Origin of the sequence: Tepidicella xavieri (genome assembly GCF_004363315.1) — a bacterium.
Taxonomy (GTDB): domain Bacteria; phylum Pseudomonadota; class Gammaproteobacteria; order Burkholderiales; family Burkholderiaceae_C; genus Tepidicella; species Tepidicella xavieri.
This window is the reverse complement of record NZ_SNYL01000002.1, coordinates 1-26,027: the sequence shown is the minus strand read 5'-3', so window position 1 is coordinate 26,027 and position 26,027 is coordinate 1. Positions and strand designations below refer to the sequence as shown.

The window sequence follows — 26,027 nt, the reverse complement described above, 5'->3', positions numbered from 1 at the left end:
ATGAAATTGACATATTCGAGGGGCTCGGGTGCTCAATAATCGGGGAAACCGATAAGCACAACGACAACCCGAATGAGCGCGATCACAACGACCAAAAGCGGTTTTCTGGACAGGGACCAGAGCATTCTGGCTTTCAACGAACGCGTGCTGGACTGGGCGCGTCGGCCCGACGTGCCTTTGCTGGAGCGGCTGCGCTATCTGGCCATCGTCTCATCCAATCTGGACGAGTTTTTCGAGGTCCGCTTTGCGCCCCATTTGGCGGCCTTCCAGACCAACGAGCAGCGCGGCCCGGTCAATGCCCAGACCTTTCGCGAGGTGTCGGCCAAGGTGCAAGAGCTGGTGGCGCAGCAATACGCCATCTACAACGACGAGCTGCTGCCGGCCATGGAGAAGCGCGGCATCAAGCTGCTGGCCCATACCGAACGCAACGCCGCGCAACGCCGCTGGGTGAAGGAATTTTTCACCCAGGAGGTGCAGCCTTTGTTGCTGCCCATCGGGCTCGATCCGTCCCACCCGTTTCCCCAGGTGGCCAACAAGTCGTTGAACTTCATCGTGCGGCTGGCCGGGCGTGATGCATTCGGCCGCGAAAACGAAATCGCCATCGTCAAGGTGCCCAGGGCGTTGCCGCGCTATGCCCGCGTTCCCGGCCAACGCCATTCCAAGTCGGTCTATTTCGCCTCCATCTCCAGCATCATCCGCTCTCACCTCAATGACCTGTTCCCCGGCCGGACGGTGACCGAGTTTGCTCAGTTCCGCGTCACGCGCCATTCCGATCTGGCGCTGGACGAGGAGGAAGTGAAAAACCTGCGCACGGCCATGCGGTTGGGCTTGCAGCAGCGCCATTACGGGCAGGCCCTGCGTTTGGAGGTGTCGGCTTGGTGTTCTGATTTTCTGGCCGACTTCCTCCTGCAGCAGTTCAATCTGCCGCCCGAGACGCTGTTTCGCGTGCCGGGGCCGGTCAACCTGGTGCGCCTGAACCAGCTCATCGACCGGGTGGAGGCGCCCGCCCTGCGGTTTGAGCCCTATCACCCGGGCTGGCCGACCCAGCTCAACGCCGGGCAGTCGTTTTTCGAGCGCCTGAAAAAAGGCGACGTGCTGATTCACCAGCCGTATGAGAGCTTCGAGGCGGTGATGGCCTTTTTGCGCGAGGCGGTGGAAGACCCGGACGTGCTGGCCATCAAGCAGACCATCTACCGCACCGGTGCCAAAGGGGAAATGGTCGAACTGCTGCGCGAGGCGGTGCGTCGTGGCAAGGAAGTCACGGCGGTGGTGGAGTTGAAAGCCCGCTTCGACGAGGAAGCCAACATCAACCAGGCCGAGCGCCTCGAATCCGTGGGTGCCCAGGTGGTCTATGGCATCGTGGGGCTCAAGACCCATGCCAAGATGCTGCTGGTCACCCGGCGGGAGGAGGGGCGCATCGTGCGCTATGCCCACATTTCCACCGGCAACTACAACCCCAGCACCGCAAGGCTCTACACCGATGTGAGCTACCTGACTGCCGATGAGGCCTTGACCAGCGATCTGGAGCAGGTATTCCTGCACTTGGCCAGCCAGAACCGCTTGCCCAAGCTCAACAAGGTGATGGTGGCCCCTTTCCATCTGCACAAGGGCTTGCTGGAGCGCATCGAAGCCGTCGTGGCCGCGGCCAAGGCGGGGCAGGAGGCCCGCATCATCCTCAAGATGAACGCCTTGACCGACGAGCCGCTGGCCCGGGCGCTGGCGAATGCGTCGCAACAGGGCGTGCAGGTGGATGTGATCGTGCGCGGCGCCTGCATTCTGCCGGCCGGGGTGCCTGGATTCACCGAGCGGGTGCACATCCGCTCGATCATCGGGCGCTTGCTGGAGCATTCCCGGGTCTTTTATTTCCGCATGGGCGCCGAGGAGGAGCTGTGGTTGTCCAGCGCCGACTGGATGAACCGCAACATGTTGCGGCGCATCGAGCTGGCCTGGCCCGTGACCGACCCGGTCCTGCGCCACCGGCTGATGGACGAATGCATCCATCAATACCTCCAGGACACGCGCGACGCCTGGTTGCTGCAGCCTGATGGCAGCTATGTCAAAGCCGCCGCGCAGACCGGCGCCAAAGGGCGGGCGGCGTTGCATTCGGCCCAGGCCACCTTGATGGCCCGACACGGAAGCAAAGGATGAGCATGGATCTGATACTGTGGCGGCATGCCGAAGCCGAGGATCTGGAAGAAACCGATGAGGGCGGCGGGGCGGACCTGTCTCGTCGGTTGACCGCCAAAGGCGAGCGGCAGGCCAGCCGGATGGCCGCTTGGCTGGATCGGCAACTGCCCGAGGGGGTGAAGGTGTATTGCAGTCCTGCCGTGCGCACCGAGCAGACCGTCATCGCCCTGGGCCGCAAATACAAGGCGCGCGACGAATTGCTCCCCGATGCCACGGTGGACGATCTGCTGGCCCTGGCGCAGTGGCCCCATGGGCGACAGCCGGTGCTCGTGGTGGGGCATCAGCCCACACTCGGGCGTACCATCGCGCGCTTGCTGGGCTTGCGCGAGGCCGAGTGCTCGGTGCGCAAGGGGTCGGTGTGGTGGCTGCGCCAGCGCGAGCGCCACGGTCAGTGGCAGACGGTCATCCTGACGGTACAGACGCCCGAGCTGCTTTAACGCAAGTCCAGCACCAGCCGCCAGTCGGTCTTCTGCCAGGCCAGGGCTTCTTCCTCCAGCAGCCATGCCGACTGTGGGAACTGCTTGGCCCAGCCCGGCACCGCCGTGAGCTTGAACTGCCGGGACTTGTATTGCAGGCGCAAGGCGCCAATGTCCGGGTCTTTGCGGGCATGGCACAGCAGCACGGCCAGCCGCAGACACATGAGCTGCTTGGCAAACAGCTCGTCGGCCAGTTCGGCTTCGAGTTTTTTCAGCTTGCCCCTCTGACCCAGCACCAACTGGCTCATGCGGTGCAGTTCGGGGAGCGAGAAACCCGGCGCGTCCACATGGTCGAGGATGTAGGCCCCGTGACGGTGGGCGTCGGCGTGGGAGATGTGGGTGCCGATTTCATGCAGCCGGGCGGCCCACTCCAGCTTTTGGGAGTAGCGGCCATTGAGGGGGTCGGCGGTGGCGACTTGCGCGAACAACTGAGTGGCCACGGCAGAGACACGGGCCGCCTGGGCCTTGTCGGTGGTGAAGCGGTCGGCCAGCCAGCGCACGGTGCGTTCGCGCACATCGGTCTGGTCGTTGTCGCGGTCGATCAAGTCATAGAGGGCGCCTTGGCGCAAGGCACCTTCGGCGCGCAGGATGGCGTCCATCTCGAACAACTCGAACAGGGCGTGCAGCACGCTGATGCCCCCGGCCAGCACCGGGCGTCGGTCTTCCTTGAGGCCGTCGAGGCGCAGCTCGTCCACGTTGCCGGCACGCAACATGCGCTCTGTCATCCAATCCAGCCCGGGCTTGGTGATCATGCCGGCGGGAAAGCCGTGGGTGGCCAAGATGTCGGCGACGGCCCCCATGGTGCCGGACGAGCCATAGGCCACTTGCCATTCGGCCCTGGGGAACGTTTCCAGCGCTTCGTCGAGCACGGCCTTGGCTGCGATGACCGCGGTACGCAGCATGGGGGCGGTGAACTGGTTGCGCGGGAAGTAGCGCGTGGACCAGGCCACGCTGCCGAGCCGGTACGACTCCATGCGGATGGGCGTATAGCCTTGGCCGAGAATCACTTCGGTCGAGCGGCCCCCGATGTCGATCACCAGCCGCCGTTCCTCCGACTGGGGCAGCAGGTGGGAGACCCCCTGGTAGATGAGCCGGGCTTCTTCGTGGCCTGAAATCACGTCGATCGCAAAGCCCAGGATCTGCTGCGCCTTGCGCAGGAACACGTCACGATTGCGGGCTTCGCGCAGTGTCTGGGTGGCAACGGCCCGTACCTGGTTCTTCTTGAAACCGTGCAGCCGCTCGGCAAAGCGGGCTAGGCATTCCCAGCCGCGTTCCATGGCGGCCAGACTGAGGTTTTTCTCTTCGTCGAGGCCGCTGCCTTGGCGAACCACCTCCTTGAGGTACTCCACCCGCTCGATGTGCCCCGAGTCGTAGCGTCCGATTTCCAGGCGGAAACTGTTGGACCCCAGGTCCACTGCCGCCAGCAACGTTCCGTTTTGCATGCCGCTGAATCACTTGAAGGGCGCCCAGCATACCACCGAAGTGGCCCCGGGTCGCTGACGCCGGGCGCGGCATCAGCCCGTGACACGCTTTTCTTGGATCTGTCACAGAAGTGTCACACAAGCTTTTTACAGTCCGCTTGTCCCCTTCAACCTTCCTTCCAAGAGGATATCGATGAAACGTACTTTTCTGAAAACCGTGGCTGCCGCCGCGCTGTCCGTGGCCACCATCGGCTTCAGCAACGTGGCCCTGGCCGCCGACATCACCGGCGCAGGTGCCACCTTCCCGTTCCCGATCTATGCCAAGTGGGCCGAAGCCTACAAAGCGCAGACCGGCATCGGTCTGAACTACCAGTCCATCGGTTCCTCTGGCGGTATTCGCCAGATCCGCGCCCGCACGGTGGCCTTTGGCGCCACGGATGCGCCGGTCTCGGGCGAGGAACTGGAGCGCGACGGCATGGTGCAGTTCCCCGCCATCATCGGGGGCACGGTGCCCGTGTTCAACCTGCCTGGCTTCCAGCAGGGTGAAGTGCGCATCACCGGCCCGGTGCTGGCCGAAATGTTCATGGGCAAGATCACCAACTGGAACGATCCGAAGATTGCCGCCCTGAACCCTGGCAAGACTTTCCCGAACCAGGCCATCACCGTGGTGCACCGCGCTGACGGCTCCGGCACCACCTTCAACTTCACGGATTACCTTTCTGTCATCAGCAAGGAGTGGGCCGACACCGTGGGCAAGGGCGCTTCGGTGAAATGGCCGGCCCCCACCTCCATCGGTGGCCGTGGCAACGAAGGCGTGGCCGCCAACGTCCAGCGCACCCGTGGCGCCATCGGCTACGTGGAATACGCCTACGCCAAGAAGAACAACATTCCGTACATGGCCATGCAGAACGCCTCGGGCAAGTTCGTGCGGCCCGATGAAACCACCTTCGCCGCCGCTGCCGCGGGCGTGGACTGGTTCAGCGTGCCGGGCATGGGCGTGTCCATGGTCAATGCCAAGGGGGACAACTCCTGGCCGATCAGCACCGCTTCTTTCATTCTGATGTACAAAGAGCCCACCAACGTGGCCGAAAGCAACGAGGTGCTGAAGTTCTTTGACTGGGCGTTCAAGAATGGCCAGAAAATGGCCCTGGAACTGGACTACGTGCCGCTGCCGGATAGCGTGACCAACGACATCCGCACCAAGGTCTGGTCGCAGATCAAGCGCTGATCGCCATCGCTCTGAAACTTCGGTTCCACACCCGCCGGCTGGCTCGTTTTCCGGTCGGCGGGTGTCAACGTGTAGAGGCATACGAAATGGCATCCGGCGACTCCTCTCTGTCCATCAAGGCATCCATGAACCACGAAGACATGTCACACGAGACGGGCTCGGCCCGCATGGTGGCGATTGCCAAGCGCCAGCGCGTGCAGGACTTTTTCTTTCATCGCGTCACGCAACTGTTTTCCCTGCTGGTGCTGGTGGCGCTCATTGGCATCATCGTGTCGTTGTTCATGAATGCCTGGCCGGCATTCAAGGCTTTCGGTGTCAAGTTTCTCTGGACCGTCGAGTGGGACGTGGTCAATGAGGAATTCGGCGCCGCCATGGCCATCGTCGGCACGTTGCTGACGGCGGGCATTGCCATGCTGATTGCGGTACCCTTGGCCTTTGGCATTGCGCTGTTCCTCACGGAAACCTGCCCGGTGTGGCTGCGGCGCCCGCTGGGCACGGCGGTCGAGTTGCTGGCCGCCGTGCCGTCCATCATTTACGGCATGTTCGGCTTGTTCGTGTTCGCGCCGCTGTTTGCCGATTATTTCCAGGTGCCTTTACAGCAGGTGCTCGGTGGCATGCCCATCATCGGCTTCCTCTTTGGGGGGGTGACCAATGGCCTGGGCATTCTGGCCGCGGGGGTGATTCTGGCCTTCATGGTGTTGCCTTTCGTGGCGGCGGTGATGCGCGATGTGTTCGAGATCGTCCCCCCCATTCTGCGCGAGTCGGCCTACGGCCTGGGATGTACCACCTGGGAGGTGGTGCGCAAGGTCGTTTTGCCCTATACCCAAAAAGGGGTGATTGGTGGAATCATGCTCGGTCTTGGCCGTGCGCTGGGCGAGACGATGGCCGTGACGTTCGTGATTGGCAATGCCAACCGCATGCCGACTTCGCTGTTCTCGCCGGGCACGTCGATTGCCTCGGTGCTGGCCAATGAATTTGGCGAAGCGTTTGAGATGCACATGCATACGCTGTTTGCCTTGGGCTTCTTGCTGTTCGGCATCACGTTCATGGTGCTGGCCCTGGCCAAGATCTTGGTCAACCGCGCCGAAAAGGCCAAGGGAGTCTGACATGGAATTTAATCAAGCGCTGTACAACCGCCGTCGCCGCAATAATGCAATAGGTCTGACCCTGTCGATGACCGCCATGGCCTTGGGGCTGGCGGTGCTGCTGTGGATTCTGTATGTGCTGTTCTACAACGGCCTGACCGCCATCGACTGGGCCATGTTCACGCAAGACACGCCGGCGCCTGGATCCCCGGGTGGGGGGCTGCGCAATGCTATCGTGGGCAGTGCGATGCTGGTGGGGCTGGCGGTGCTGGTTTCTACCCCCATCGGCATTCTGGCCGGGGTGTATCTGGCCGAGTACGGCGATACCAGCAAGACGGCGGAAATCACCCGCTTCGTGACCGACATCATGCTGTCGGCGCCTTCCATCGTGCTGGGCCTGTTCGTCTATGCGATTGCCGTGGCCACGGTGGGCAATTTCTCCGGCTATGCTGGCAGCTTGGCTTTGTCGCTGATTGCGGTGCCCGTGGTGGTCCGCACCACCGAGAACATGCTACGCCTGGTGCCGGGCAGCCTGCGCGAAGCGGCTTTCGCCCTGGGGGCTCCGCGCTGGAAAGTGGCCATGATGGTGACCTTGCGCGCGGCCAAAGCCGGTGTGATCACCGGGGTGCTGCTGGCCGTGGCCCGGATCAGCGGCGAGACGGCGCCCTTGCTGTTCACCGCATTGAACAACCAGTTCTTCACCACCGACATGAGCGGCCCGATGGCCAACCTGCCGGTCTGGATCTATCAGATGGCTATGAGCCCGTTCGAGAACTGGAACCGGCTGGCCTGGGGTGGCGCTTTGATCATCACCATGACCGTGCTGCTTCTCAACATCATCGCTCGCGTGCTGTTCCGCGAAAAGGTTCGCGCCTGATCACCGTCCATACAGGAAATATCATCATGACCGAAACGGCCATCGCCCAAAAAAATGCCATCGAGGTGCGTAACCTCAACTTCTTCTATGGCAAGTTCCAGGGGCTGAAGAACGTCAATCTCGACATCGTGGAGCGCAAGGTTACGGCCTTCATTGGGCCGTCGGGCTGCGGCAAGTCCACGCTGCTGCGCACGCTCAACCGCATGTACAGCCTGTACCCCGGTCAGCGCGCCGAGGGGCAGATCAATTTTTACGGGCAGAACATCCTCGACCCGAAGCAGGACTTGAACCTGCTGCGGGCCCGCATCGGCATGGTGTTCCAGAAGCCCACCCCGTTCCCGATGACGATTTACGACAACATCGCCTTTGGCGTGAAGCTGTACGAAAACCTCAGCCGCTCCGAAATGGACGACCGGGTGGAATGGGCCTTGACCAAGGCCGCGCTGTGGAACGAGGTCAAGGACAAGCTCAACCAGAACGGGCTGAGCTTGTCGGGTGGGCAGCAGCAGCGCCTGTGCATCGCGCGCAGCGTGGCGGTCAAGCCCTCGGTGCTGCTGCTCGATGAGCCGACCTCTGCGCTGGACCCGATTTCCACGGGTAAAGTGGAGGAACTGGTGCACGAGCTCAAGCAGGACTACACCATCGCCATCGTCACCCACAACATGCAGCAGGCCGCCCGCTGCAGCGACTACACCGCCTACATGTACCTGGGCGAACTCGTGGAATACGGTGCCACCGAGCAGATTTTCTTCAAGCCCAAGCGCACCGAGACCGAAGACTACATCACCGGAAGGTTTGGTTGATCATGGCCGACAAACACCTCTCCAGCCAGTTCGATGCCGAACTGAGCAGCATTTCCACCCGCGTGCTCGAAATGGGCGGCGTGGTCGAGTCCCAGTTGCGCCAGTGCATTTATGCGTTGCACCACCTCAGCCCCGAGACGGCCGATCAGGTGTTGGCGCTCGAACAGCGCGTCAATCGCTACGAGGTCGAGATCGATCACGATATCACCTCCACCATGAGCCGGCGTCAGCCCACCGCACGCGATCTGCGCCTGCTCGTCGGGGTTTCGCGCGTCATCGTGAACCTGGAGCGCGCGGGTGACGAGGCTTCGCGGATTGCGCGGATGCTCAAATCCTTCATCGAAGCCGGGGCGCCGCGCTCGCTGCCGGTGGCCGATCTGGCCACATCGGCCCAGCATGCGGCCGACCAGATGCATCGCACGCTGGATGCCTTCGCCCGGCTCGATGTGCAGGCGGCGCTGGCCATCATCAACGAGGATGACCGCATCGATGCCGAGTACGAAGGCTACTTCCGCCAGCTCATTACCTACATGATGGAAGACCCCCGCACCATCAGCAGCAGCCTAAACCTGCTGTTCCTGGCCAAGGCGGTCGAGCGTGTGGGCGACCATGCGAAAAACATCGCGGAAGCCACGATTTATGTGGTCAAAGGGGCGGATGTGCGCCACACCACGCCTGAGCAGAGGGAGTCGGCCGTCCAATGAGAAAGCTGCCTCGCGTGCTGGTGGTGGAAGATGAGCCAGCGATTGCCGAACTCATTGCGGTGAATTTGCGCCACAACGGTTTTGCGCCCACGGTGGTGTTTGACGGCGAGGCTGCCCAGCGGGAGGTGGACTCGGTGCTGCCGGATGTGGTGCTGCTGGACTGGATGCTGCCAGGTGAAAGCGGCGTGGCGCTGGCCAAGCGCTGGCGCCAGCAGGAGCGCATGAAAACGGTGCCGTTGATCATGCTCACCGCCCGCACCGAAGAGTCTGACAAGGTGCAGGGGCTGGATGCCGGCGCCGATGATTATGTGACCAAGCCGTTTTCCACCCAGGAGTTGCTCGCCCGCATTCGCGCGGTGCTGCGTCGCCGCGCGCCCGAGGTGGTCAATGACGCGGTGCAATTGGGCGAGCTGTCGCTGGATGCGGCGACCTATCGCGTCACGCTCAAGGGGCAGGAGCTCAAGGTCGGGCCCACGGAATTCAAGCTGCTTCACTACCTGATGAAGCACCCGGAACGGGTCCATACCCGGGGGTCGTTGCTGGATCGCATCTGGGGCGACCATGTCTTCATCGAAGAGCGCACCGTCGATGTGCACGTCAAGCGTCTGCGCGAATCGCTGGGCGCCGCTGGCGCTATGATTGAAACCGTGCGCGGGGCGGGTTACCGCATCACCGCGCACCCCCAAGCCCTCAAAGCCAAGAACGACGCCACCCCAGCATGATTCGCCGCCCCCTGGAACTGCTCGCCCTGACGCTGTCGGGCGGGCTGGTCGGTATCTGGCTCGGCGAAGGGGAGGCGGCCCCGCTGCTGGGCAGCCTGGCGGGGGCCGCCCTCTGGATCATCCTGGACAACATTCGCGCGGCGCGGGTGCTGGCCTGGCTGCGGCACGGGCATGCGGCGCGTCCGCCGAAGACCTCTGCCGTCTGGGCGGAAGTGGTCGAGCGCGCGCGCAAGGGCTTCAAATTGCTCAACCGCAAGGCGCGCAAGAGCGATGCACGGCTGCAGGAGTTCCTGGCAGCGATCCAGGCCTCACCCAACGGCGTGGTGCTGCTGGACCGCCATGCCGCCATCGAATGGTGCAATTTCACGGCGGCGCAGCACCTGGGCTTTGATTCCAAGCGTGACTTGCACCAGCAGATCCGCAATCTGGTGCGCGACCCGGTGTTCATCGAATTTCTGAATCGGGGCGACTATTCGCGCTCGGTCGAAATCGATGGGCGTGATGCCATGCCGGGGCATCCTCAGCGCATTTCCATCAACATTCATGTCTATGGCAAAGGCCGGCGGCTGATGCTGACCCGCGACGTGACCGCGCTGGAGCAGGCCGAAGCCATGCGGCGTGATTTCGTGGCCAATGTCTCGCATGAAATTCGCACGCCATTGACGGTGGTTTCCGGCTTCATCGAAACCCTGCTCAATCTGCCGTTGAGCCCGGAAGAGCAACGCCAATACCTGCAACTCATGGACGTGCAGGCGCAGCGCATGCAGGGGTTGGTGAGCGACCTGCTCATGCTCTCGCGCCTGGAAGGCAGCCCCGCGCCGGGCGGCACCGAGTGGGTCAGTGCGCAGGCGCTGCTCGAACAGGCCCTCGGCGAAGCGCAGGCTTTGTCCAACGTCATCAGCGGCGGCCAGCACCAATTGATGGCCGAGCCTTGTGAGCCGTTTGACATCGCCGGGGCTCGCTCCGAGCTGGCCAGTGCGATGTCGAACTTGCTCAACAACGCCGTTCGCCACACCCCGGCGGGCAGTGTGGTGAGGGCAGGTTGGCGCCTGTGCAGCGATGGCGGGGCCGAGTTCTTCGTGCAGGACAACGGCCCGGGCATTGCCCCCGAGCATCTGCCGCGCCTGACGGAGCGCTTCTATCGCGTGGATCGCAGCCGTTCACGCGAGACGGGGGGCACGGGTTTGGGGTTGGCCATCGTCAAGCATGTGGCGCAGCGGCACGGCGGGCAGATGCATGTGGAAAGTACCGTCGGGCAGGGCTCGACCTTCACGATCACCTTGCCGCCCAGTCGGGTGCTGGTGGCCTGACGACTCAGGGCCGAGCCCGTTCGAACATCATCCAGGTGTCGCGGTTGTCCCGCAGCCGCGGAATTCGCGTCATCAAGCGCCAGCCGTCCAGCGGCATCACCCCGGCCAGATGGACATAGTCTTCGGTATCCACCACGAGGCGATTGCAGTCTGCCGCGGCTGCAGACGGCGCCCGGACCACGCGCAGCCCCCCGTGGTATTGAAGCCCCGCTATCTGTGCCTGACTCAGTCCAAACACCGCCACGCAGTCGCCAGCAGGCACGGCCGCCGCCACCCGCTGCGACATCGGGCGCTGGCCCATGCCATGATTGAGCAGGGGCAGCCACAGCGTCATGAGGAGGACCCAACACAAGGTGCTGCCCGATGCAGACAGCACCAGGCTTTTCCACAAGGCCGGCCGGTGGCGCCCCATGCGCCAGGCCATCACCCCCAGCCACGCGATGGTCGCCACCAGCGCTGGCAGCCATGCGCTCCAATGAAACACCGGCTCGAAATGCGGGGCCAACTTGGCCACATTGGCCGCCGGCTTGGCTGGCACACCGGTCATCATGGCCACCCATATGGTCCAGATGATGATGGCGCCGCCCGTGAAAAAGAGCAGGGCAAACCAGTCGATGAGCGCCGTGACGCTGCGCCGCAGAGTGGGCAGGGCAAAGGCCGCCAAAGCCGCCAGAGCCGGCAAGGCCAGCAGGAGGGTGCGGTCGCTGCCGCGGTGCCAGAGGGTGGCCAGCAGCACCAGCGTTACCCACGACGTAGGTAGCAGCCAGTGGCTGCTGAGCCACTGACGGCGCCAGGTCCAGATCGCCCAGGCGGCCAGCAGTCCGATGGGCCAGGTGAACCACGCCAGCAAGCGCCCGAGGCTGCGCCAGGCCTCGTAGCGCCCCCAGTGCAGCAGCGACACGTCGCGCCACCAGCCACCGGGCCAGCCCCAGAGGTACACAGCCGCTGCGGCGGACACGGCGCCGGCCAGTCCCATCAGCAGCAGCCAGCGAGGGGGGGCGGGCGCAGGTATGGGGGGCGCTTCGGCGCGGCGCTGCCATTGCCGGCCACCCAGCACCGCCAACGGCCACAGGCCCACGAGGAGCGCAAAACCCGGGGCGCCACTGAGGGCCAGCCCGTAGGCCGATGTCCACCAGAGGGTCAACGTCTTCCAGGGGTGGCGGGCATGCGGCGACAGGCAGCGCGCGCCGGCATGAAATCCCATGGCCACGAAGGCCAGTCGGGCGGCATCCACGCTGGTTTCGTGGGCCAGCATCGCCAGCCCCAAGGTGGCAATGAGGGCCAGTAGTGCCGCGTCCGCCGTGGCGCGGGCGTAATCGATTGGGTGCGCTTCGCCACCAAAAGCGAAGCTCACAGGCTGAGCGCCTGGGGCACGGGCCAGGTGGAACACCGCGTACCATGTGCTGGCCAGCGTGATGCCAAGCAGTGCGGCAAAAGGGATTTTGGCGGCCAGATCCGCTGGCAGAAACGGCAGGGCCTGGATGGCGACGGCGCCGAGCCAGTAAGGCAGCCAGCCGGCTCGGGTAGGCGCTTCACCCAACAAGGTCGGACTCAGCCATTGCTCCCATGGGGCCTGGGCCAGATGGAACATGACGCCAAAGGCAGCCAGGTCTTCGTTGCGCCAGGGGTCTCGCCCTAGAAAGCCCGGGACGACATAAAACAGCCCCAGCAGCACGATGACCCACCGAGGCAGGCGGCGAGCGGCCAGTTGGGTGACGATGGCAGGGGTGGGACGAATCACGCGCAAACTATAGCCCGCCCAGGGCGCATTCCAACAAAAAAGCAGCCCGAGGCTGCTTTTCGTGTGCTTGCCGTGCCGATGGCTTACTTGGCGGCACGGGCAAAACGGTTGCGGAACTTCTCCACGCGGCCACCCATGTTGTCCACGGTTTTCTGGGTGCCGGTGTAGAAGGGGTGCGATTCGCTGGAGGTATCCAGCTTGAACAGCGGCAGTTCACGGCCGTCGTCCAGCTTGATCGTTTCCTTGGTATTGACGCAGGAGCGGGTCACGAACTGGAAGCCGTTGGACAGGTCCACGAAACACACTTCGCGGTAGTTGGGGTGAATGCCTTCTTTCATCGCAAATTCCTTCGGGTTGTCGCGGTAGCCGCAGCCAGCCCATCTGGCGTACTTTCCGCAAAGCTTGAGATTGTAGCAGTTTCGGCCTTGGGGCATCAACCGCCACGGCGCATAAGGTCGAAAAACTCGTGGTTGTTCTTGGTCTGCTTCATGCTCTTGAGCACCATTTCCATGGCCTCGATTTCGTCCATGTTGTACATGAACTGGCGCAGGATGCGGGTCTTTTGCAGGATTTCGGGTTGTAGCAGGAGTTCCTCGCGCCGGGTGCCAGAGCGGTTGAGCTGGATGGAGGGGAACACGCGCTTCTCGTACAGGCGGCGGTCGAGGTGGATCTCGCAATTGCCGGTGCCTTTGAACTCCTCGAAGATCACCTCGTCCATGCGGCTGCCGGTGTCCACCAGCGCGGTGGCGATGATGGTGAGGCTGCCGCCTTCTTCCACGTTGCGCGCGGCGCCAAAGAAGCGCTTGGGGCGTTGCAGGGCGTTGGCATCCACCCCGCCGGTGAGCACTTTGCCGCTGGAGGGCAGCACGTTGTTGTAGGCGCGTGCCAGGCGGGTGATGGAATCCAGCAGGATCACCACGTCCTTCTTCAGTTCGACCAGGCGCTTGGCGCGTTCGATCACCATCTCGGCCACGTGCACGTGGCGGGCGGCGGGTTCGTCAAAGGTCGAAGCGATGACGTCGCCCTTGACGGTGCGCTGCATTTCGGTCACCTCCTCGGGGCGCTCATCGACCAGCAACACCATCAGCGTGACTTCGGGGTAATTGGCGGTGATGGCGTGCGCGATGGACTGCATCATCACCGTCTTGCCGCTCTTGGGCGGGGCCACGATCAGCGCCCGCTGGCCCTTGCCGATGGGGGCGATGATGTCGATCACGCGGCCGGTGATGTTTTCCTCGCCTTTGAAGGCCTCACGCTCCAGGCGCATCTGTTCCTTCGGGAACAGGGGCGTGAGGTTTTCGAACATGATCTTGTGCTTGTTCTGCTCGGGGGGCAGGCCGTTGATCTTGTCGAGTTTGTTCAGGGCAAAGTAGCGTTCGCCGTCTTTGGGGGTGCGCACTTCGCCTTCGATCATGTCGCCCGTGTGCAGGTTGAAGCGCCGGATCTGGCTGGGCGAGATGTAGATGTCGTCGGTGGACGCGGTAAAGCTCGTGTCCATGTTGCGCAGGAAGCCGAAGCCGTCGGGCAGCACTTCCAGGATGCCATCGGCAAACACCTGCTCGCCGGCCTTGGCGCGCTTCTTGATGATGGCAAACATCAGCTCCTGCTTGCGCATGCGGCCGGTGTTTTCGATTTCCAGGGCTTCGGCCTGCTTGAGCACTTCAGAGACGTGCAGGGCCTTGAGTTCGTTCAGGTGCATGAAGTCACTCCTGAAAGGAGTCGGGCGGGAAGAGGGGGAATGGGGCCGCTCGCGGTGGTGCGCGGCAGCAGAGGTCAAGCGGTCGTGACGCTCGTTGGGCGAATTATGACAGGAAATGATCTCCGCCCGGGCCTTGCACCGGGGCGGAGGGATGGGAGGCGGGTATCAGGCCAGCTGTTGATCGATAAAGGCGGTCAGTTGCGCCTTGCTCAAAGCCCCCACCTTGGTGGCGGCCAGTTGCCCATTCTTGAAGAGCATGAGCGTGGGGATGCCGCGGATACCGTACTGGGCAGGCACGTTGCGGTTTTCGTCCACGTTCATTTTGGCCACCTGCAGGCGGCCGTTGTAAGCCGTGGCCACCTCGTCCAGGATGGGCGCGATCATGCGGCACGGGCCGCACCACTCGGCCCAGAAATCGACCAAGACCGGCGCGCTGGATTTCACCACGTCTGCTTCGAAGGTTGCGTCGGTCACGTGCTTGATCAGTTCATTGGCCATGAGAGTGTGCGCCTCTGTTCGTCTTTGACATTCAGGAAAGGAGGTGACGAGCCTTGACCCCGGCACTGGCTACACAGTTAGGGCTGCTTGGTTCCCCACCTGACCCGGTTGGCCGCTTCACCATGCGGGAAGGCCCGTCAGGAAGGATTGTATGCGACAGATAGAATGCCTGCATGTCCTACGTCGTCCTGGCTCGCAAGTACCGCCCGCGGAATTTTGCCGAAATGGTGGGGCAGGAGCATGTGGTGCAGGCGCTCACGAACGCCCTGACCACGCAGCGCCTGCACCATGCCTATCTGTTCACCGGCACCCGGGGGGTGGGCAAGACCACGGTGTCCCGCATCCTGGCCAAGTCGCTCAACTGCACCGGCCCGGATGGCCAGGGCGGCATCACGGCCGCCCCGTGCGGGGTGTGCGACGCCTGCCGCGACATCGACTCGGGCCGCTTCGTGGACTACACGGAGCTGGATGCCGCCTCCAACCGTGGGGTGGATGAGGTGCAGACATTGTTGGAGCAGGCCGTCTATAAACCAGTGCAGGGGCGCTTCAAGGTCTTCATGATCGACGAAGTGCACATGCTGACGAACACCGCCTTCAACGCCATGCTCAAGACGCTGGAGGAGCCGCCGGAATACCTGAAGTTCGTGCTGGCCACCACCGACCCGCAGAAGGTGCCGGTGACGGTGCTCAGCCGCTGCCTGCAGTTCAACCTGCGGCCAATGGCGCCCGACACGGTGCACGAGCACTTGGCCCGTGTGTTGCAGGCCGAACAGGTGGCGGCCGACGATGGCGCCTTGCGATTGCTGGCCCGGGCGGCCCGGGGGTCGATGCGCGACGCGCTGAGCCTGACCGATCAGGCCATTGCCTTCGGTGGCGGGCAGCTTCAGGAAACGGTGGTCAGGCAGATGCTCGGCGCGGTGGACCGCAGCCATGTGCAGCGTTTGATCGAGGCATTGGCCCAAGGCGACGGCGCCGCCGTGGTGCAGACCGTCGATGAACTGCGTCTGCAGGGGCAGGGTGCTGCTTCAGCGCTGGAGGAGATGGTGGGGGTGCTGCAGCGCATGGCGGTGCTGCAGGCCGTGCCTGCGCAGCAACGCCAAGCCGACCCTGACGATGCCGACTGTGCCCGACTGGCGGGGCTGCTGCCGCCGGATCAGACCCATCTGCTCTACAGCCTGTGTCTGCAAGGCCGAACCGAACTGGGGCTGGCCCCGGATGAATATGCCGCGCTGACCATGGTGCTGTTGCGGCTCTTGGCCTTCCAGCCGGAAGGGGCAGAAAAAAAAACACTGAAAACCCCGGCCAGCGCTTCGTCGGAGGGGGCAGCGCCTGAAGACGCTGAGCCGTCTGTTTCCCCCGCCCCCCGGCTGGCACCAACACAGGCGCCCCCAGCCCCCGCAGTGGCGCCTGTCTCTCCCGTGCTTCCCGAGCCCCAGGGATCTGCGCCAGCGCCCGAGCCGGTCGGTTCGGCGCCGGCCGCCACCGACGCGGTCCCAAAAGGTGGCCGCCCCAATGAGCTTGGCCGCTCGACGGGCGCGTCTGATGGGGAGGCGGACCTGGCAGATTTCTGGCATGAGCTGGTGCTGGAGCTGGTGGCGCGTGAAGCCGTCAGCGCCCTGGTGCGCGAGCTGGCTTTGCAGGCGGTGCTGGTGCGGCGTGACGATGATGTCTGGACGCTGCGGGTGGCCCATCCCACGCTGGCCCAAAGCGGCTCGCGGGAGCGCCTGCAGGCGGTGCTTCAGGCGCATGGCCATGCCGTGCGGCTGGAGGTGGAGGTCGGCGCAGTGGCCGACAGCCCGGCCCGGCGGTTGGCCGCGGCGGCGCAGGCACGGCAGCGTGCCGCCGAGGAAACCCTGCTGGCCGATCCCTTCGTGCAGGCGATGATGCGCGATTTTGGCGGCAAAATCGTGCCCGGCAGCATTCAGGCGCTCTGAGCGCCTCAACCCCTACAAGCGACAAGGAAACCCCATGTTCAACAAAGGTCAACTGGCCGGCCTGATGAAGCAGGCCCAAGCCATGCAGGAAAACCTGAAAAAAGCCCAGGACGAGCTGGCCACCATTGAAGTCACTGGTGAGTCGGGCGCTGGCCTGGTCAAGGTGGTGATGACCTGCAAGCACGACGTCAAGCGCGTGACCATCGACCCCAGCCTGCTCGCAGACGACAAGGAGATGCTGGAGGATCTGGTGGCCGCCGCTTTCAACGCCGCCGTGCGCAAAGCCGAAGAAACCACCCAGGAAAAAATGGGGCGCATCACCGCCGGCATGCCCGGGCTGCCGGGTGGCATGAAGTTCCCGTTCTGATGCCGCTGGCATGTCGCGGGCGCTGGACCAGCTGATCGCCGCGCTGCAGCGCCTGCCCGGCGTGGGCGTGAAGTCGGCCTCGCGCATGGCGTACCACCTTTTGCAACACGACCCCCAAGGGGCACGGCATTTGGCCGATGCGCTCGTGCAAGCGGTGGATCAGGTTCGGCATTGCCAGCGGTGCCACACCTTCACGCAGGACGAGATCTGCGATACCTGCGCCGACCCGGCCCGCGACGATGGCCTGCTGTGCGTGGTCGAAACCCCTGCCGATCAGGCTGCCCTCGAACGAACGGGGGTTTATCGGGGGCGCTATTTCGTGCTGATGGGCAAGCTCAGCCCGCTGTCGGGTGTAGGGCCCTCGGACATTGGGCTGGAAAAGCTGTTGCATCGCCTGCAAGGCGATGCGGGCGCGGTGGTGCGGGAAGTGGTGCTGGCCACCAGCTTCACCGCCGAGGGCGAGGCCACGGCGCATGTGATTGCGCAGCTTCTGAAATCCCGTGGCGTCAAGGTGACCCGCCTGGCCCGAGGGGTGCCCGTGGGCAGCGAGCTGGAGTACGTGGACCTGGGCACGATCGCCCACGCCTACGCCGATCGTCGCTGACTGTTCGGGTACCTGGCCTTTTCGGGTTCTCCCCATCCTCGTTAACCCGCTTGGGATCAGCCCGGGTGGTGCATGGCCCCAACCCGCCATATCCTTGGTAGCGGGTGGCGTGATGGCTGCCCGGAAGGGGGTCGTGGTGCGTTGGTCTCGGCGAGGCTGGTTGTTGGGCGCGGCATCTTGCACGCTGGCGCCAGCCCTGGCTGTGCGTGCCCAGCCCGCAGCCACACCGGTGGAGATCCATGTCCAGGGGCTGGACCGCCTGCCGCATCTGCCTTTGGTGCTGGCCGAGCGGCTCGGTTTTTTCCAGGAAGCCGGTCTCCGAGTCACGCTGACCCCCGTGCCTGAGGGTTTGCGCACCCTGGAGGCACTGGCGCAATGGCCGGCCGTCGTGTTTGCCGGCAGCTTCGAGCGCGCCCTGTACATGCACGCCATCGGGCGGCCGCATCAGGCTTTCGTGCTGATGTCGCGTTCGCCGCAGATGGTCTTGGGCACGTCGGCCATTCATATGCCGGCGGGCCAGGGGGTGGCCGACCTGGTGGGGGCGCAGATCGGCATCCAGGGATCGGGGACGGTGTCGGAGCGGGTTGCGCAGTGGGTGCTGATGCGTGCCGGCCTCAAGCCCACCGATGTGCAGTTCGTCGAGTTGCGCGACGCGACGCAGGCCATGGCCGCATTGAATTCGGGCACGGTGGAGGCGTTGTGCTACGGCGACCCGGCCGTCACCCGGCTGGAACTCGCTGGCGTGTTGCGGGTGCTGGCCGACACCCGCACCTTGCGCGGCACCGAGCAGTTGTTTGGGGGGCCGGTGGCCTGTGCCTGTTTGAGCGCATCGCAGGCGTTCATCGAGGCCCACCCCCAGGTGGTTCAGGGACTGGCCAGCGCCGTGGTGCGCAGTCTGGTCTGGCTGCGGACGGCCGGTCCATCGGACTTGATGCGCCATGTGCCAGAGGCTTACATGCATGGGGACAGGTCGCTGTTCTTGGAAATTTTTCTGCGCTCGCGCGAAAGTCTGGCCGTCGATGGGCTCATGCCCGAGGCCGCTGCCCTCAACGTGATGAAGGCCCTCGACCGTTTGCGCCTGCCGATCGATTGGCAGGGCGTGCAACCCGGCAACACCTACACCAACCGCTTTGCCATGCGCGCCAGGCAGCAATGGCGGGCCTGATGCCGGGCCGGTTTCGGCGCGTCGTTCGCATAAGATCGGCGACATGTCTTCCTCTGCCGATGATCCGCTGTACCAGCGACTGCAAGCCCTCAAAGCGCTGCTGCATCACCACGCCTACCGCTACTATGTGCTCGACAGCCCCGAGGTGCCAGACGCTCAGTACGATGCTTGGTTTCAAGAGTTGCTGTCCATTGAAGCGGCCCACCCCGAATGGCGCAGCCCGGATTCGCCCTCCCAGCGGGTGGGCGGCCAAGTGCTGGATGGCTTCGAGCCGGTGCGTCATCGCGTGCCCATGCTCAGCATCCGCACCGAAACCGATACCGAAGCCCGTGGGGCAGAAGCGTTCGACGCCCGCATTCGCAAGGAGTTGGAACTGACCGAAGGCGATCCGCCGGTGGAATACCTGGCCGAGCCGAAATTCGATGGCTTGGCATTGAGCCTGCGCTACGAAGCCGGCGTGTTGGTCCAGGCCGCCACGCGGGGCGACGGTGAAGTGGGCGAAGACGTGACGCAAAACGTGCGCACCATCGGCCAGATCCCCTTGCGGCTGCTCGAAAACGCCCGCCCCGCGCCGGCCGTGCTCGAAGTCCGCGGCGAGGTGTATATGCGGCGCGACGACTTCGAGGCGCTCAACGAACGGCAACGCCGGCGCATTGCCGCAGGCGCCAAGGGCGAGAAAACCTTCGTCAACCCGCGCAATGCGGCAGCCGGCGCCATTCGCCAGCTCGACCCGAAGATCGCGGCTTCACGGCCTTTGAGTTTTTTTGCATATGGATGGGGGGAGATCGGTGATCCAGCCGGTGACGGGGTGCTCTTTGCCACCCAGCACGAGGGGCTGATGGCGTTGCGCGATTGGGGCTTTCCCGTCTCGGAACTGGTGCAGCTTTGCCTGGGGGCGGAGGCGCTCGTGGCTTACCACCGCCGCATTGGCGAGCTGCGCGATGGCCTGCCCTTCGACATCGATGGGGTGGTGTACAAGGTCAACCGGCTGGACTGGCAGAAGCGCCTCGGGTTCGTGACTCGGGAGCCGCGGTGGGCGGTGGCCCACAAATACCCAGCTCAGGAACAGATGACCACCGTGCTCGACATCGATGTGCAGGTCGGGCGCACGGGCAAGCTCACGCCGGTGGCCAAGCTGGCGCCGGTATTCGTGGGCGGCGTGACCGTGACCAATGCCACCCTGCACAACGAGGACGAGGTGCTGCGCAAGGACGTGCGGGTGGGCGACACGGTGATCGTGCGGCGAGCCGGGGACGTGATTCCCGAAGTGGTGGCGGTGGTGCCCCCTGCAGCGGTGCAGCCCCCCACGGCCACAGGCGCCGCTTCCGACGCGACCCAGCCCGACCTGTTTGTCAGCCCCCCGCCCCGAGGGCCGGTATTTCGCATGCCCACCCATTGCCCTGTTTGCGGCAGCGCCGTGGTGCGCGAACCCGGCGAGGCCGATCACCGCTGCACCGGCGGACTGTTTTGTTCCGCCCAGCGCAAGCAAGCCATCCTCCACTATGCCCAGCGTCGGGCCATGGACATCGAGGGACTGGGCGAAAAACTCGTGGATCAACTGGTGGACGGTCAAGTCATTCGGGGGCTGCCCGATCTGTATCGCCTGGGCCTGCGCTCGCTGGCCGAACTGGACCGCATGGCCGAGAAATCCGCCGCCAACCTGTTGGCAGCCCTGGAAGCGTCCAAGCACACCACGCTGGCCCGCTTTCTGTTCGCGCTGGGGATACGCCATGTCGGGGAGGCCACGGCCAAAGACCTCGCGCGCCATTTTGGCCGTCTGGAGCGGATCATGGACGCGAGTGTGGACGAACTCTTGCAAGTGCGCGATGTGGGGCCAGTGGTGGCGCAGAGCATCCACACCTTTTTTGCTCAGCCCCACAACCGCGAAACGGTCGAGCAGCTGCGTGCCTGTGGCGTGCATTGGGACGAAGACACCGGTGCGGCCTCCGCGCCCCAGACGCTGCAGGGCTTGACGTTCGTGCTCACGGGCACTTTGCCCACGCTCTCGCGCGACGAGACCAAAGCCCTGATCGAATCGGCCGGTGGCAAAGTCAGTGGCTCGGTCAGCCGCAAGACGAACTATGTGGTCGCCGGCCAAGAGGCCGGCAGCAAGCTCGACAAAGCCCGGGAACTGGGCGTGCCGGTGATCGACGAGGCCGCGCTGCAAACGCTGCTTCGCCACGGCCCTGCGCAGCCGCCGGCGGCGTGATCAGTCTTTGAACCGGTAGTGGTCGCGGTTGAGCACGGCGGCCACGGCCGTCACCTCTTCCGGAAACATCTGGAAGTTCAGCGTGGCATTGCACTGCTCCACCATGCCGCGCAGCAAGCCGGCGTTGTTGATCACGCCCAGCGGACGGTAGATGGCGCTGCCGTCGCCGCCCACCTTTTCGGCATGGCACTGGGCGCACCGGTGTTGCGCGATCAGTTCCTCGCCGAGCTTGAGGTCTGCGCCACGGAAGATGGCCGGCTCTTGGGCCGAGGCGGGCCGATGGACCCAACCAGCGATCAGCAGCACGCCGGCGGCCGTCCAGGCCCAGCGCATGCGGGGGGTGGTACCGATGAGGGAGAGGGTAGGGGGTTGCATGCCGTCCTCCTTGGGATGTAAGCGGGCCGAAGCGCCTGCTGGTGACATACCTTACCGCCCTGTCTATGGCATGGACAGCGGGGATTCCCTGAATCGGGGCTCAGGGGGATTCGAGCACTTCGAGCAGATCGGTGGTCAGCTGGGCTTGCTGCTTGTAGGTATGCAGGCCCGGCCCGCTGATGAGGAAGGTGTCCTCCACCCGTTCACCCAGGGTGGTCACCTTGGCCAATTGCAGATTCACGCGATGGCGGGCCAGCACCCGGGCGATGCTGTAGAGCAGGCCATTGCGGTCGCTGGCCGAGACGCTCAGCAGCCAGTGCTGGCCCTTGTCGTCGGGTTGCAGTTCGGCCCGCGGCGTGACGGGGAAGTTGCGCACCCGGCGCGAGACCCGGGCCCGGCTGGGCGGCGGCAGCGGGCCGCCGGCCGCGATGGTGCTCGGCAACTCGTTTTCCACCATGGCAATGAGCTCTCGGTGGTGATCGGGCAAGGTGCTGGTGATGACCTGAAAGGTATCCAGCGCATAGCCGTCCAGCGTGGTGTGGACTTTGGCGTCCAGAATGCTGAAGCCTGCGCTGTCGAAGTAGCCGCAGATGCGGGCGAACAGATCGGCCTCGTCGCGCGCATAGACGAGGACTTGCAAGCCTTCCCCAACGGGCGAACGCCTGGCCCGCACGATGGGCGGCAGGGCTTCCCCGCTGGCGTGCGACAAGGCGCGCGTGACGTGCCGCGTGTGCCAGGCGATTTCGTCGGCCGAGTGGCGCATGAAGTAGCTCACGTCCAGCTGGTCCCACAGGCGCTTGTGGGCTTGGTGCGGCAGGGCATGCAGGGCCAGGGTGGTCAGCGCCTCGCGCTTACGGGCTTCGATTTCGGCGCCCGGATCGGGTGCCGCGCCGCCCAGCACGCGCACGGTGGCGCGGTACAGGTCTTCCAGGAGCTTGCCTTTCCAGGCGTTCCACACTTTGGGGCTGGTGCCGCGAATGTCGGCGACGGTGAGCAGGTACAGGCCGGTGAGGCGCCGTTCGGAGCCGACACGGCGGGCAAAAGCCGCGATGACGCTGGGGTCGCTCAGGTCCTCCTTCTGCGCGATGCGGCTCATCGTCAGGTGCTCGGCCACCAGGAACTGGATGAGTTCGGCGTCGGCCCGGGCGATGCCATGTTGCCGGGCGAATGTGGCCACATCCGCGGCCCCCAGCTCGGAATGGTCCCCGCCACGGCCTTTGGCGATGTCGTGAAAGAGGGCGGCCACGTAGAGCAGCCACGGCTTGTCCCACCCCGCAGCCAACCGGGCGCAGAATGGGTATTCGTGGGCGTGTTCGGGAATGAAAAAGCGCCTCACATTGCGCAGCACCATCAGGATGTGCTGGTCCACGGTATAGACGTGGAACAGATCGTGCTGCATCTGCCCGACGGTGTTGCGGAACACCCAGAGGTAGCGCCCGAGCACCGAGGTTTCGTTCATCAGCCGGAAGGCGTGGGTGATGCCTTCGGGCTGCTGGAGGATGTCGAGAAAGGTCCGTCGGTTCACCGGATCGCGGCGAAACGCCGCGTTCATGATGGGCCGCGCGTTGTAGAGCGCGCGCAAGGTGCGGGCCGACAGCCCCTTGACCCCGAGCGTGCGCTGGTAGATGAGAAAGGTTTCCAGGATGGCGTGCGGCTCGCGGAGGTACAAATCGTCGCTGGCCACTTCGAGCATCCCGGCTTTTTCCAGAAAGCGCTCGTTGATGGGGCGCAGGGGAACCGGGTCGCCGCGCTCGTCGCTGGCAATGCGCTCTTCGATGTTGAGCAGCAGGATCTGGTTGAGCTGGGTCACGGCCTTGGCCGCCCAGTAGTAGCGGCGCATCAACGCCTCGCTGGCCCGGCGCGCTTTTTTGGCGCTGACGACGCGGGCGTTGGTGTCCGGGGCCACGATGGCCTTGTAGCCGAACGATTCGGCCAGCGCGGTTTGCACGTCGAACACCAGCCGGTCTTCCCGGCGACCGGTGATGATGTGCAGGCGGGCGCGCACCAGGCTCAGGAATGCCTCGTTCGCCTTGAGCTGCCGCACTTCCAGCGAAGTCGCCAGGCCTCGACGGGCCAACTCATCCCATGAGCCGCCCAGTCCGGCGGCCTTGGCGATCCACAGGATGATCTGCAAATCGCGCAAACCCCCAGGGGACTCTTTGCAGTTGGGCTCCAGGGCATAGGGCGTGTTTTCGAATTTCTGGTGCCGCTGACGCATTTCCAGCTTTTTGGCCTGCCAGAAAGTCTTGGGGTCGATGGCCTCATGGACGCGGCAGGCCAGACGTTCGAACGCCAGCCGGTGCCCGGCAATCCATCGGCACTCCAGCAAAGCGGTTTGCACCGTCACGTCGGCGGCCGCTTCGGCCAGGCATTCGTCGAGGGTGCGCACGCTGGAGCCGATTTCCAGCCCCGTGTCCCAGCACTGGCCGATGAAGCGCTCCAGCGCCGCCTGGGTGTCGGGGGTGTTGTCCATCGCCCAGCCCTCGGGCAGCAGCACGAGCACATCCACGTCGGAATGGGGGAACAGCTCGCCCCGCCCGTAACCGCCGACGGCCAGCAAGGCGAAATCGGCTGGCAACCCGGCCTCTTTCCACAGGGCGCGCAAGGTTTGGTCGGTCAGGCGGCTGAGCCGGCGCAGTTGGGCGTGGATGGCGCGGGCGCCCCCCTTCAATTGCGCGATCCGCTGCAGGATGGCCGCCTTGCCTTCGCGGTACTGAAGGCGAAGGGTGCTCGTCAGAGGTGGAGCGGCCAGGTCCATCGGGGTTCAGGCAGGTGCGGTGGCGGCAGCGGTGACGAAAGCGGGCGGCGGCGGGGTGCCGGCCGAGCGGGTCAGCACTTCGTAGCCGTCTGGCGTGCACAGCACGGTGTGTTCCCACTGGGCCGAGAGCGACCGGTCTTTGGTCACGATGGTCCAGCCATCGCCCATCTCACGGATTTCGCGCCGCCCTTGGTTGATCATCGGCTCGATGGTGAAGGTCATGCCCGCCTGGATTTCCATGCCGGTGCCGGGTTTGCCGTAGTGCAGGATTTGCGGGTCCTCGTGAAATTTCTGCCCAATGCCGTGGCCGCAGAATTCGCGCACCACCGAATAACCCGCTGCCTCGGCGTATTGCTGGATGGCGTGGCCGATATCGCCCAGTCGCACGCCCGGGCGCACCATCTGGATGCCTTTCCACATGGCCTCGTAGGTGACCGTGCACAGCCGGCGCACGGGCGGCGGGGCATCGCCGACGATGAACATGCGGCTGGTGTCACCATGCCAGCCGTTTTTGATCACGGTGATGTCGATGTTGACGATGTCACCCTTCTTCAGCGGCTTGTCGTTGGGAATGCCGTGGCAGATGACGTGGTTGACCGACGTGCAGATGCTTTTGGGGTAGGGGATGTAGCCGTTGGGCGCGTAGTTCAGCGGTGCCGGGATGGCTTGCTGGACGTTGACGATGTAATCGTGCGCGAGGCGGTCGAGCTCGTTGGTCGTGACGCCGGGGCGCACGAAGGGGGTGAGGTAGTCCAGCACTTCGCTGGCGAGGCGGCCGGCCAGGCGCATGCCTTCGATGCCGGCTGCATCCTTGATCGTGATGGTCATGTCGGTCCAGGTCAACCCGTTATGGCCTGCCCGGAGGGGCTCGAACCCCCGACCCACGGCTTAGAAGGCCGTTGCTCTATCCAGCTGAGCTACGGGCAGTGGCTGCAGAAACAAAAGGCCCACGGATGGGCCTTGATTGTGCGCTTGTTGTGAAAAACTTGGTCGGAGCGGCGGGATTCGAACTCGCGACCCTCTGCTCCCAAAGCAGATGCGCTACCAGGCTGCGCTACGCTCCGACACGACACGCATTGTAGCCGCACTCTGCGGGTGCTGCCGATGGGCTCACTGCCCGCGGCGATATTGTTGCTGCCCAAACAGCGCGTCGCGGGCCTTGTCGTCGGTCAGTGGCTGGCGGGCGGCGGCCAGCACCGCCACGCCGCGCTGCACCGCGGGGCGTTCGGCGATGCGGTCGAACCAGGCTTTGAGCGCGGGGTAATCGGCCCAGTCGATGCCCTGGTTTTGCCAACTGCGCAGCCAGGGGAAGACGGCGATATCGGCCACGCTGTAGCTGCGCCCACCCAGATAGGGGCTGCGCTGGAGTCGCTCGTTCATCACGCGATACAGGCGCCGCGCTTCCTGGGTGTAGCGCTCGATGGCGTAATCGATCTTCTGTGGCGCATAGATGCGGAAATGATGGGCCTGGCCCAGCATCGGCCCGACGCCCCCCATCTGGAACATCAGCCACTGGAGCACTTCGAACTTCTGCCGGTCGGTTTTGGGCAGCAACTTGCCAAACTTGGCAGCCAGATACAGCAAGATGGCGCCTGACTCGAACAGCGACATGGGCTTGCCATCCGGCCCGTGCGGGTCCACGATGGCGGGGATTTTGTTGTTCGGACTGATGCGCAGGAAGTCGGGCTGGAATTGCTCGCCGGCGCCGATGTTGACCGGATGGACCCGCCAGTCGCGGCCGAGCTTCTGGCCGCATTCCTCCAGCATGATGTGCACCTTGTGGCCATTGGGGGTGGGCCAGGAATAGACGTCGATCATGAGCGTTTCAGTTTCAGGGGGGCGGACAAAAGAGCGGTCTCCATGC

At 64.5% G+C, this 26,027-nt stretch carries 23 protein-coding genes, 2 tRNA genes and 1 other RNA gene; 14 read left to right on the top strand and 12 right to left on the bottom strand.

The window, feature by feature from the left end:
• The first annotated feature begins 72 nt into the window (after positions 1-72).
• Together ppk1 and DFR43_RS01545 are read left to right on the top strand one after the other, a co-directional pair.
• On the top strand, positions 73-2,148 hold the full coding sequence (ppk1, locus tag DFR43_RS01550) for a polyphosphate kinase 1 (RefSeq protein ID WP_133595619.1): 2,076 nt from the start codon (positions 73-75) through the stop codon (positions 2,146-2,148).
• A 2-nt stretch (positions 2,149-2,150) separates the two neighbouring features.
• Positions 2,151-2,624, top strand: coding sequence for a SixA phosphatase family protein (locus DFR43_RS01545; protein WP_133595618.1), 474 nt, complete (start codon positions 2,151-2,153; stop codon positions 2,622-2,624).
• On the opposite strand, the gene DFR43_RS01540 is transcribed toward DFR43_RS01545, so the two are convergent.
• Positions 2,621-4,105, bottom strand: a complete 1,485-nt coding sequence (locus DFR43_RS01540; RefSeq protein ID WP_133595617.1) for a Ppx/GppA phosphatase family protein — start codon at positions 4,103-4,105, stop codon at positions 2,621-2,623. The two genes, DFR43_RS01545 and DFR43_RS01540, sit on opposite strands and share 4 nt — an antisense overlap.
• A gap of 172 nt (positions 4,106-4,277) precedes the next feature.
• On the opposite strand from DFR43_RS01540, the gene pstS reads away from it, so the two are divergent.
• The 7 genes from pstS to phoR all read left to right on the top strand — a co-directional run bounded on the left by pstS (position 4,278) and on the right by phoR (position 10,813).
• Positions 4,278-5,312 carry a phosphate ABC transporter substrate-binding protein PstS gene (pstS, locus tag DFR43_RS01535; protein WP_133595616.1) on the top strand — a complete coding sequence of 345 codons (1,035 nt, stop codon included), beginning with the start codon at positions 4,278-4,280 and terminating at the stop codon, positions 5,310-5,312.
• 125 nt (positions 5,313-5,437) lie between these two features.
• Entirely contained in the window at positions 5,438-6,418 is a 981-nt protein-coding gene (gene pstC, locus DFR43_RS01530; protein ID WP_211338575.1) for a phosphate ABC transporter permease subunit PstC, read from the top strand.
• A 1-nt stretch (position 6,419) separates the two neighbouring features.
• Positions 6,420-7,274, top strand: a complete 855-nt coding sequence (gene pstA, locus DFR43_RS01525) for a phosphate ABC transporter permease PstA (protein WP_133595614.1) — start codon at positions 6,420-6,422, stop codon at positions 7,272-7,274.
• A 26-nt stretch (positions 7,275-7,300) separates the two neighbouring features.
• Entirely contained in the window at positions 7,301-8,077 is a 777-nt protein-coding gene (gene pstB, locus DFR43_RS01520) for a phosphate ABC transporter ATP-binding protein PstB (protein WP_133595613.1), read from the top strand.
• 2 nt (positions 8,078-8,079) lie between these two features.
• Positions 8,080-8,781, top strand: coding sequence for a phosphate signaling complex protein PhoU (gene phoU, locus DFR43_RS01515; protein WP_133595612.1), 702 nt, complete (start codon positions 8,080-8,082; stop codon positions 8,779-8,781).
• A complete protein-coding gene (phoB, locus tag DFR43_RS01510) occupies positions 8,778-9,503 on the top strand; it encodes a phosphate regulon transcriptional regulator PhoB (RefSeq protein ID WP_133595611.1) in 726 nt (241 codons plus the stop codon). Before phoU ends, phoB begins: the two co-directional genes overlap by 4 nt.
• Positions 9,500-10,813, top strand: coding sequence for a phosphate regulon sensor histidine kinase PhoR (phoR, locus tag DFR43_RS01505; protein ID WP_133595610.1), 1,314 nt, complete (start codon positions 9,500-9,502; stop codon positions 10,811-10,813). Before phoB ends, phoR begins: the two co-directional genes overlap by 4 nt.
• Positions 10,814-10,817: 4 nt before the next feature.
• Here the strand turns inward: phoR and DFR43_RS01500 are convergent, their stop codons facing one another.
• From DFR43_RS01500 to ffs, 5 genes are all read right to left on the bottom strand, one after another.
• Entirely contained in the window at positions 10,818-12,554 is a 1,737-nt protein-coding gene (locus tag DFR43_RS01500) for a hypothetical protein (protein WP_164499683.1), read from the bottom strand.
• 83 nt (positions 12,555-12,637) lie between these two features.
• Positions 12,638-12,892, bottom strand: coding sequence for a type B 50S ribosomal protein L31 (locus DFR43_RS01495; protein ID WP_133595608.1), 255 nt, complete (start codon positions 12,890-12,892; stop codon positions 12,638-12,640).
• 95 nt (positions 12,893-12,987) lie between these two features.
• The gene (rho, locus tag DFR43_RS01490) at positions 12,988-14,253 is read right to left on the bottom strand and encodes a transcription termination factor Rho (protein ID WP_133595607.1); all 1,266 of its coding nucleotides are present in this window, start codon (positions 14,251-14,253) and stop codon (positions 12,988-12,990) included.
• A 165-nt stretch (positions 14,254-14,418) separates the two neighbouring features.
• Positions 14,419-14,751, bottom strand: coding sequence for a thioredoxin TrxA (gene trxA, locus DFR43_RS01485; protein ID WP_133595606.1), 333 nt, complete (start codon positions 14,749-14,751; stop codon positions 14,419-14,421).
• Positions 14,752-14,793: 42 nt separating this feature from the next.
• Positions 14,794-14,890: signal recognition particle sRNA small type (ffs, locus tag DFR43_RS01480), an RNA gene on the bottom strand.
• A 34-nt stretch (positions 14,891-14,924) separates the two neighbouring features.
• Between ffs and dnaX the strand changes: the two genes are divergently transcribed.
• The 5 genes from dnaX to ligA all read left to right on the top strand — a co-directional run bounded on the left by dnaX (position 14,925) and on the right by ligA (position 21,030).
• Positions 14,925-16,685 carry a DNA polymerase III subunit gamma/tau gene (gene dnaX / locus DFR43_RS01475; protein ID WP_133595605.1) on the top strand — a complete coding sequence of 587 codons (1,761 nt, stop codon included), beginning with the start codon at positions 14,925-14,927 and terminating at the stop codon, positions 16,683-16,685.
• 34 nt (positions 16,686-16,719) lie between these two features.
• The gene (locus DFR43_RS01470; protein WP_133595604.1) at positions 16,720-17,052 is read left to right on the top strand and encodes a YbaB/EbfC family nucleoid-associated protein; all 333 of its coding nucleotides are present in this window, start codon (positions 16,720-16,722) and stop codon (positions 17,050-17,052) included.
• Positions 17,053-17,062: 10 nt separating this feature from the next.
• Positions 17,063-17,656, top strand: a complete 594-nt coding sequence (gene recR / locus DFR43_RS01465; protein ID WP_133595603.1) for a recombination mediator RecR — start codon at positions 17,063-17,065, stop codon at positions 17,654-17,656.
• A 133-nt stretch (positions 17,657-17,789) separates the two neighbouring features.
• A complete protein-coding gene (locus tag DFR43_RS01460) occupies positions 17,790-18,821 on the top strand; it encodes an ABC transporter substrate-binding protein (protein WP_164499682.1) in 1,032 nt (343 codons plus the stop codon).
• A 43-nt stretch (positions 18,822-18,864) separates the two neighbouring features.
• A complete protein-coding gene (gene ligA, locus DFR43_RS01455) occupies positions 18,865-21,030 on the top strand; it encodes an NAD-dependent DNA ligase LigA (RefSeq protein WP_133595601.1) in 2,166 nt (721 codons plus the stop codon).
• Here ligA and DFR43_RS01450 read toward each other — a convergent pair whose 3' ends face one another.
• From DFR43_RS01450 to DFR43_RS01425, 6 genes are all read right to left on the bottom strand, one after another.
• Positions 21,031-21,405, bottom strand: coding sequence for a hypothetical protein (locus tag DFR43_RS01450; protein WP_245988796.1), 375 nt, complete (start codon positions 21,403-21,405; stop codon positions 21,031-21,033).
• A 100-nt stretch (positions 21,406-21,505) separates the two neighbouring features.
• On the bottom strand, positions 21,506-24,163 hold the full coding sequence (locus DFR43_RS01445) for a [protein-PII] uridylyltransferase (RefSeq protein WP_133595600.1): 2,658 nt from the start codon (positions 24,161-24,163) through the stop codon (positions 21,506-21,508).
• Between the two features lie 6 nt (positions 24,164-24,169).
• Positions 24,170-24,991: a type I methionyl aminopeptidase gene (gene map, locus DFR43_RS01440; protein WP_133595599.1), complete on the bottom strand. Its 822-nt coding sequence runs from the start codon at positions 24,989-24,991 to the stop codon at positions 24,170-24,172.
• Between the two features lie 22 nt (positions 24,992-25,013).
• Positions 25,014-25,090: transfer RNA gene (locus tag DFR43_RS01435), tRNA-Arg, on the bottom strand.
• A 60-nt stretch (positions 25,091-25,150) separates the two neighbouring features.
• Positions 25,151-25,227, bottom strand: a tRNA-Pro gene (locus DFR43_RS01430).
• Positions 25,228-25,273: 46 nt separating this feature from the next.
• Complete coding sequence (locus DFR43_RS01425; RefSeq protein ID WP_133595598.1) at positions 25,274-25,981, bottom strand: glutathione binding-like protein; 708 nt, start codon at positions 25,979-25,981, stop codon at positions 25,274-25,276.
• Between the last annotated feature and the right edge of the window lie 46 nt (positions 25,982-26,027).

Excerpts from the sequence above, each read along its gene's own strand:
- ppk1 (WP_133595619.1), top strand. The coding sequence starts at position 73 with ATGAGCGCGATCACAACGACCAAAAGCGGTTTTCTGGACAGGGACCAG.
- DFR43_RS01545 (WP_133595618.1), top strand. The coding sequence starts at position 2,151 with ATGGATCTGATACTGTGGCGGCATGCCGAAGCCGAGGATCTGGAAGAA.
- DFR43_RS01540 (WP_133595617.1), bottom strand. The coding sequence starts at position 4,105 with ATGCAAAACGGAACGTTGCTGGCGGCAGTGGACCTGGGGTCCAACAGT.
- pstS (WP_133595616.1), top strand. The coding sequence starts at position 4,278 with ATGAAACGTACTTTTCTGAAAACCGTGGCTGCCGCCGCGCTGTCCGTG.
- pstC (WP_211338575.1), top strand. The coding sequence starts at position 5,438 with ATGAACCACGAAGACATGTCACACGAGACGGGCTCGGCCCGCATGGTG.
- pstA (WP_133595614.1), top strand. The coding sequence starts at position 6,420 with ATGGAATTTAATCAAGCGCTGTACAACCGCCGTCGCCGCAATAATGCA.
- pstB (WP_133595613.1), top strand. The coding sequence starts at position 7,301 with ATGACCGAAACGGCCATCGCCCAAAAAAATGCCATCGAGGTGCGTAAC.
- phoU (WP_133595612.1), top strand. The coding sequence starts at position 8,080 with ATGGCCGACAAACACCTCTCCAGCCAGTTCGATGCCGAACTGAGCAGC.
- phoB (WP_133595611.1), top strand. The coding sequence starts at position 8,778 with ATGAGAAAGCTGCCTCGCGTGCTGGTGGTGGAAGATGAGCCAGCGATT.
- phoR (WP_133595610.1), top strand. The coding sequence starts at position 9,500 with ATGATTCGCCGCCCCCTGGAACTGCTCGCCCTGACGCTGTCGGGCGGG.
- DFR43_RS01495 (WP_133595608.1), bottom strand. The coding sequence starts at position 12,892 with ATGAAAGAAGGCATTCACCCCAACTACCGCGAAGTGTGTTTCGTGGAC.
- rho (WP_133595607.1), bottom strand. The coding sequence starts at position 14,253 with ATGCACCTGAACGAACTCAAGGCCCTGCACGTCTCTGAAGTGCTCAAG.
- trxA (WP_133595606.1), bottom strand. The coding sequence starts at position 14,751 with ATGGCCAATGAACTGATCAAGCACGTGACCGACGCAACCTTCGAAGCA.
- dnaX (WP_133595605.1), top strand. The coding sequence starts at position 14,925 with ATGTCCTACGTCGTCCTGGCTCGCAAGTACCGCCCGCGGAATTTTGCC.
- DFR43_RS01470 (WP_133595604.1), top strand. The coding sequence starts at position 16,720 with ATGTTCAACAAAGGTCAACTGGCCGGCCTGATGAAGCAGGCCCAAGCC.
- recR (WP_133595603.1), top strand. The coding sequence starts at position 17,063 with ATGTCGCGGGCGCTGGACCAGCTGATCGCCGCGCTGCAGCGCCTGCCC.
- ligA (WP_133595601.1), top strand. The coding sequence starts at position 18,865 with ATGTCTTCCTCTGCCGATGATCCGCTGTACCAGCGACTGCAAGCCCTC.
- DFR43_RS01450 (WP_245988796.1), bottom strand. The coding sequence starts at position 21,405 with ATGCAACCCCCTACCCTCTCCCTCATCGGTACCACCCCCCGCATGCGC.
- DFR43_RS01445 (WP_133595600.1), bottom strand. The coding sequence starts at position 24,163 with ATGGACCTGGCCGCTCCACCTCTGACGAGCACCCTTCGCCTTCAGTAC.
- map (WP_133595599.1), bottom strand. The coding sequence starts at position 24,991 with ATGACCATCACGATCAAGGATGCAGCCGGCATCGAAGGCATGCGCCTG.
- DFR43_RS01425 (WP_133595598.1), bottom strand. The coding sequence starts at position 25,981 with ATGATCGACGTCTATTCCTGGCCCACCCCCAATGGCCACAAGGTGCAC.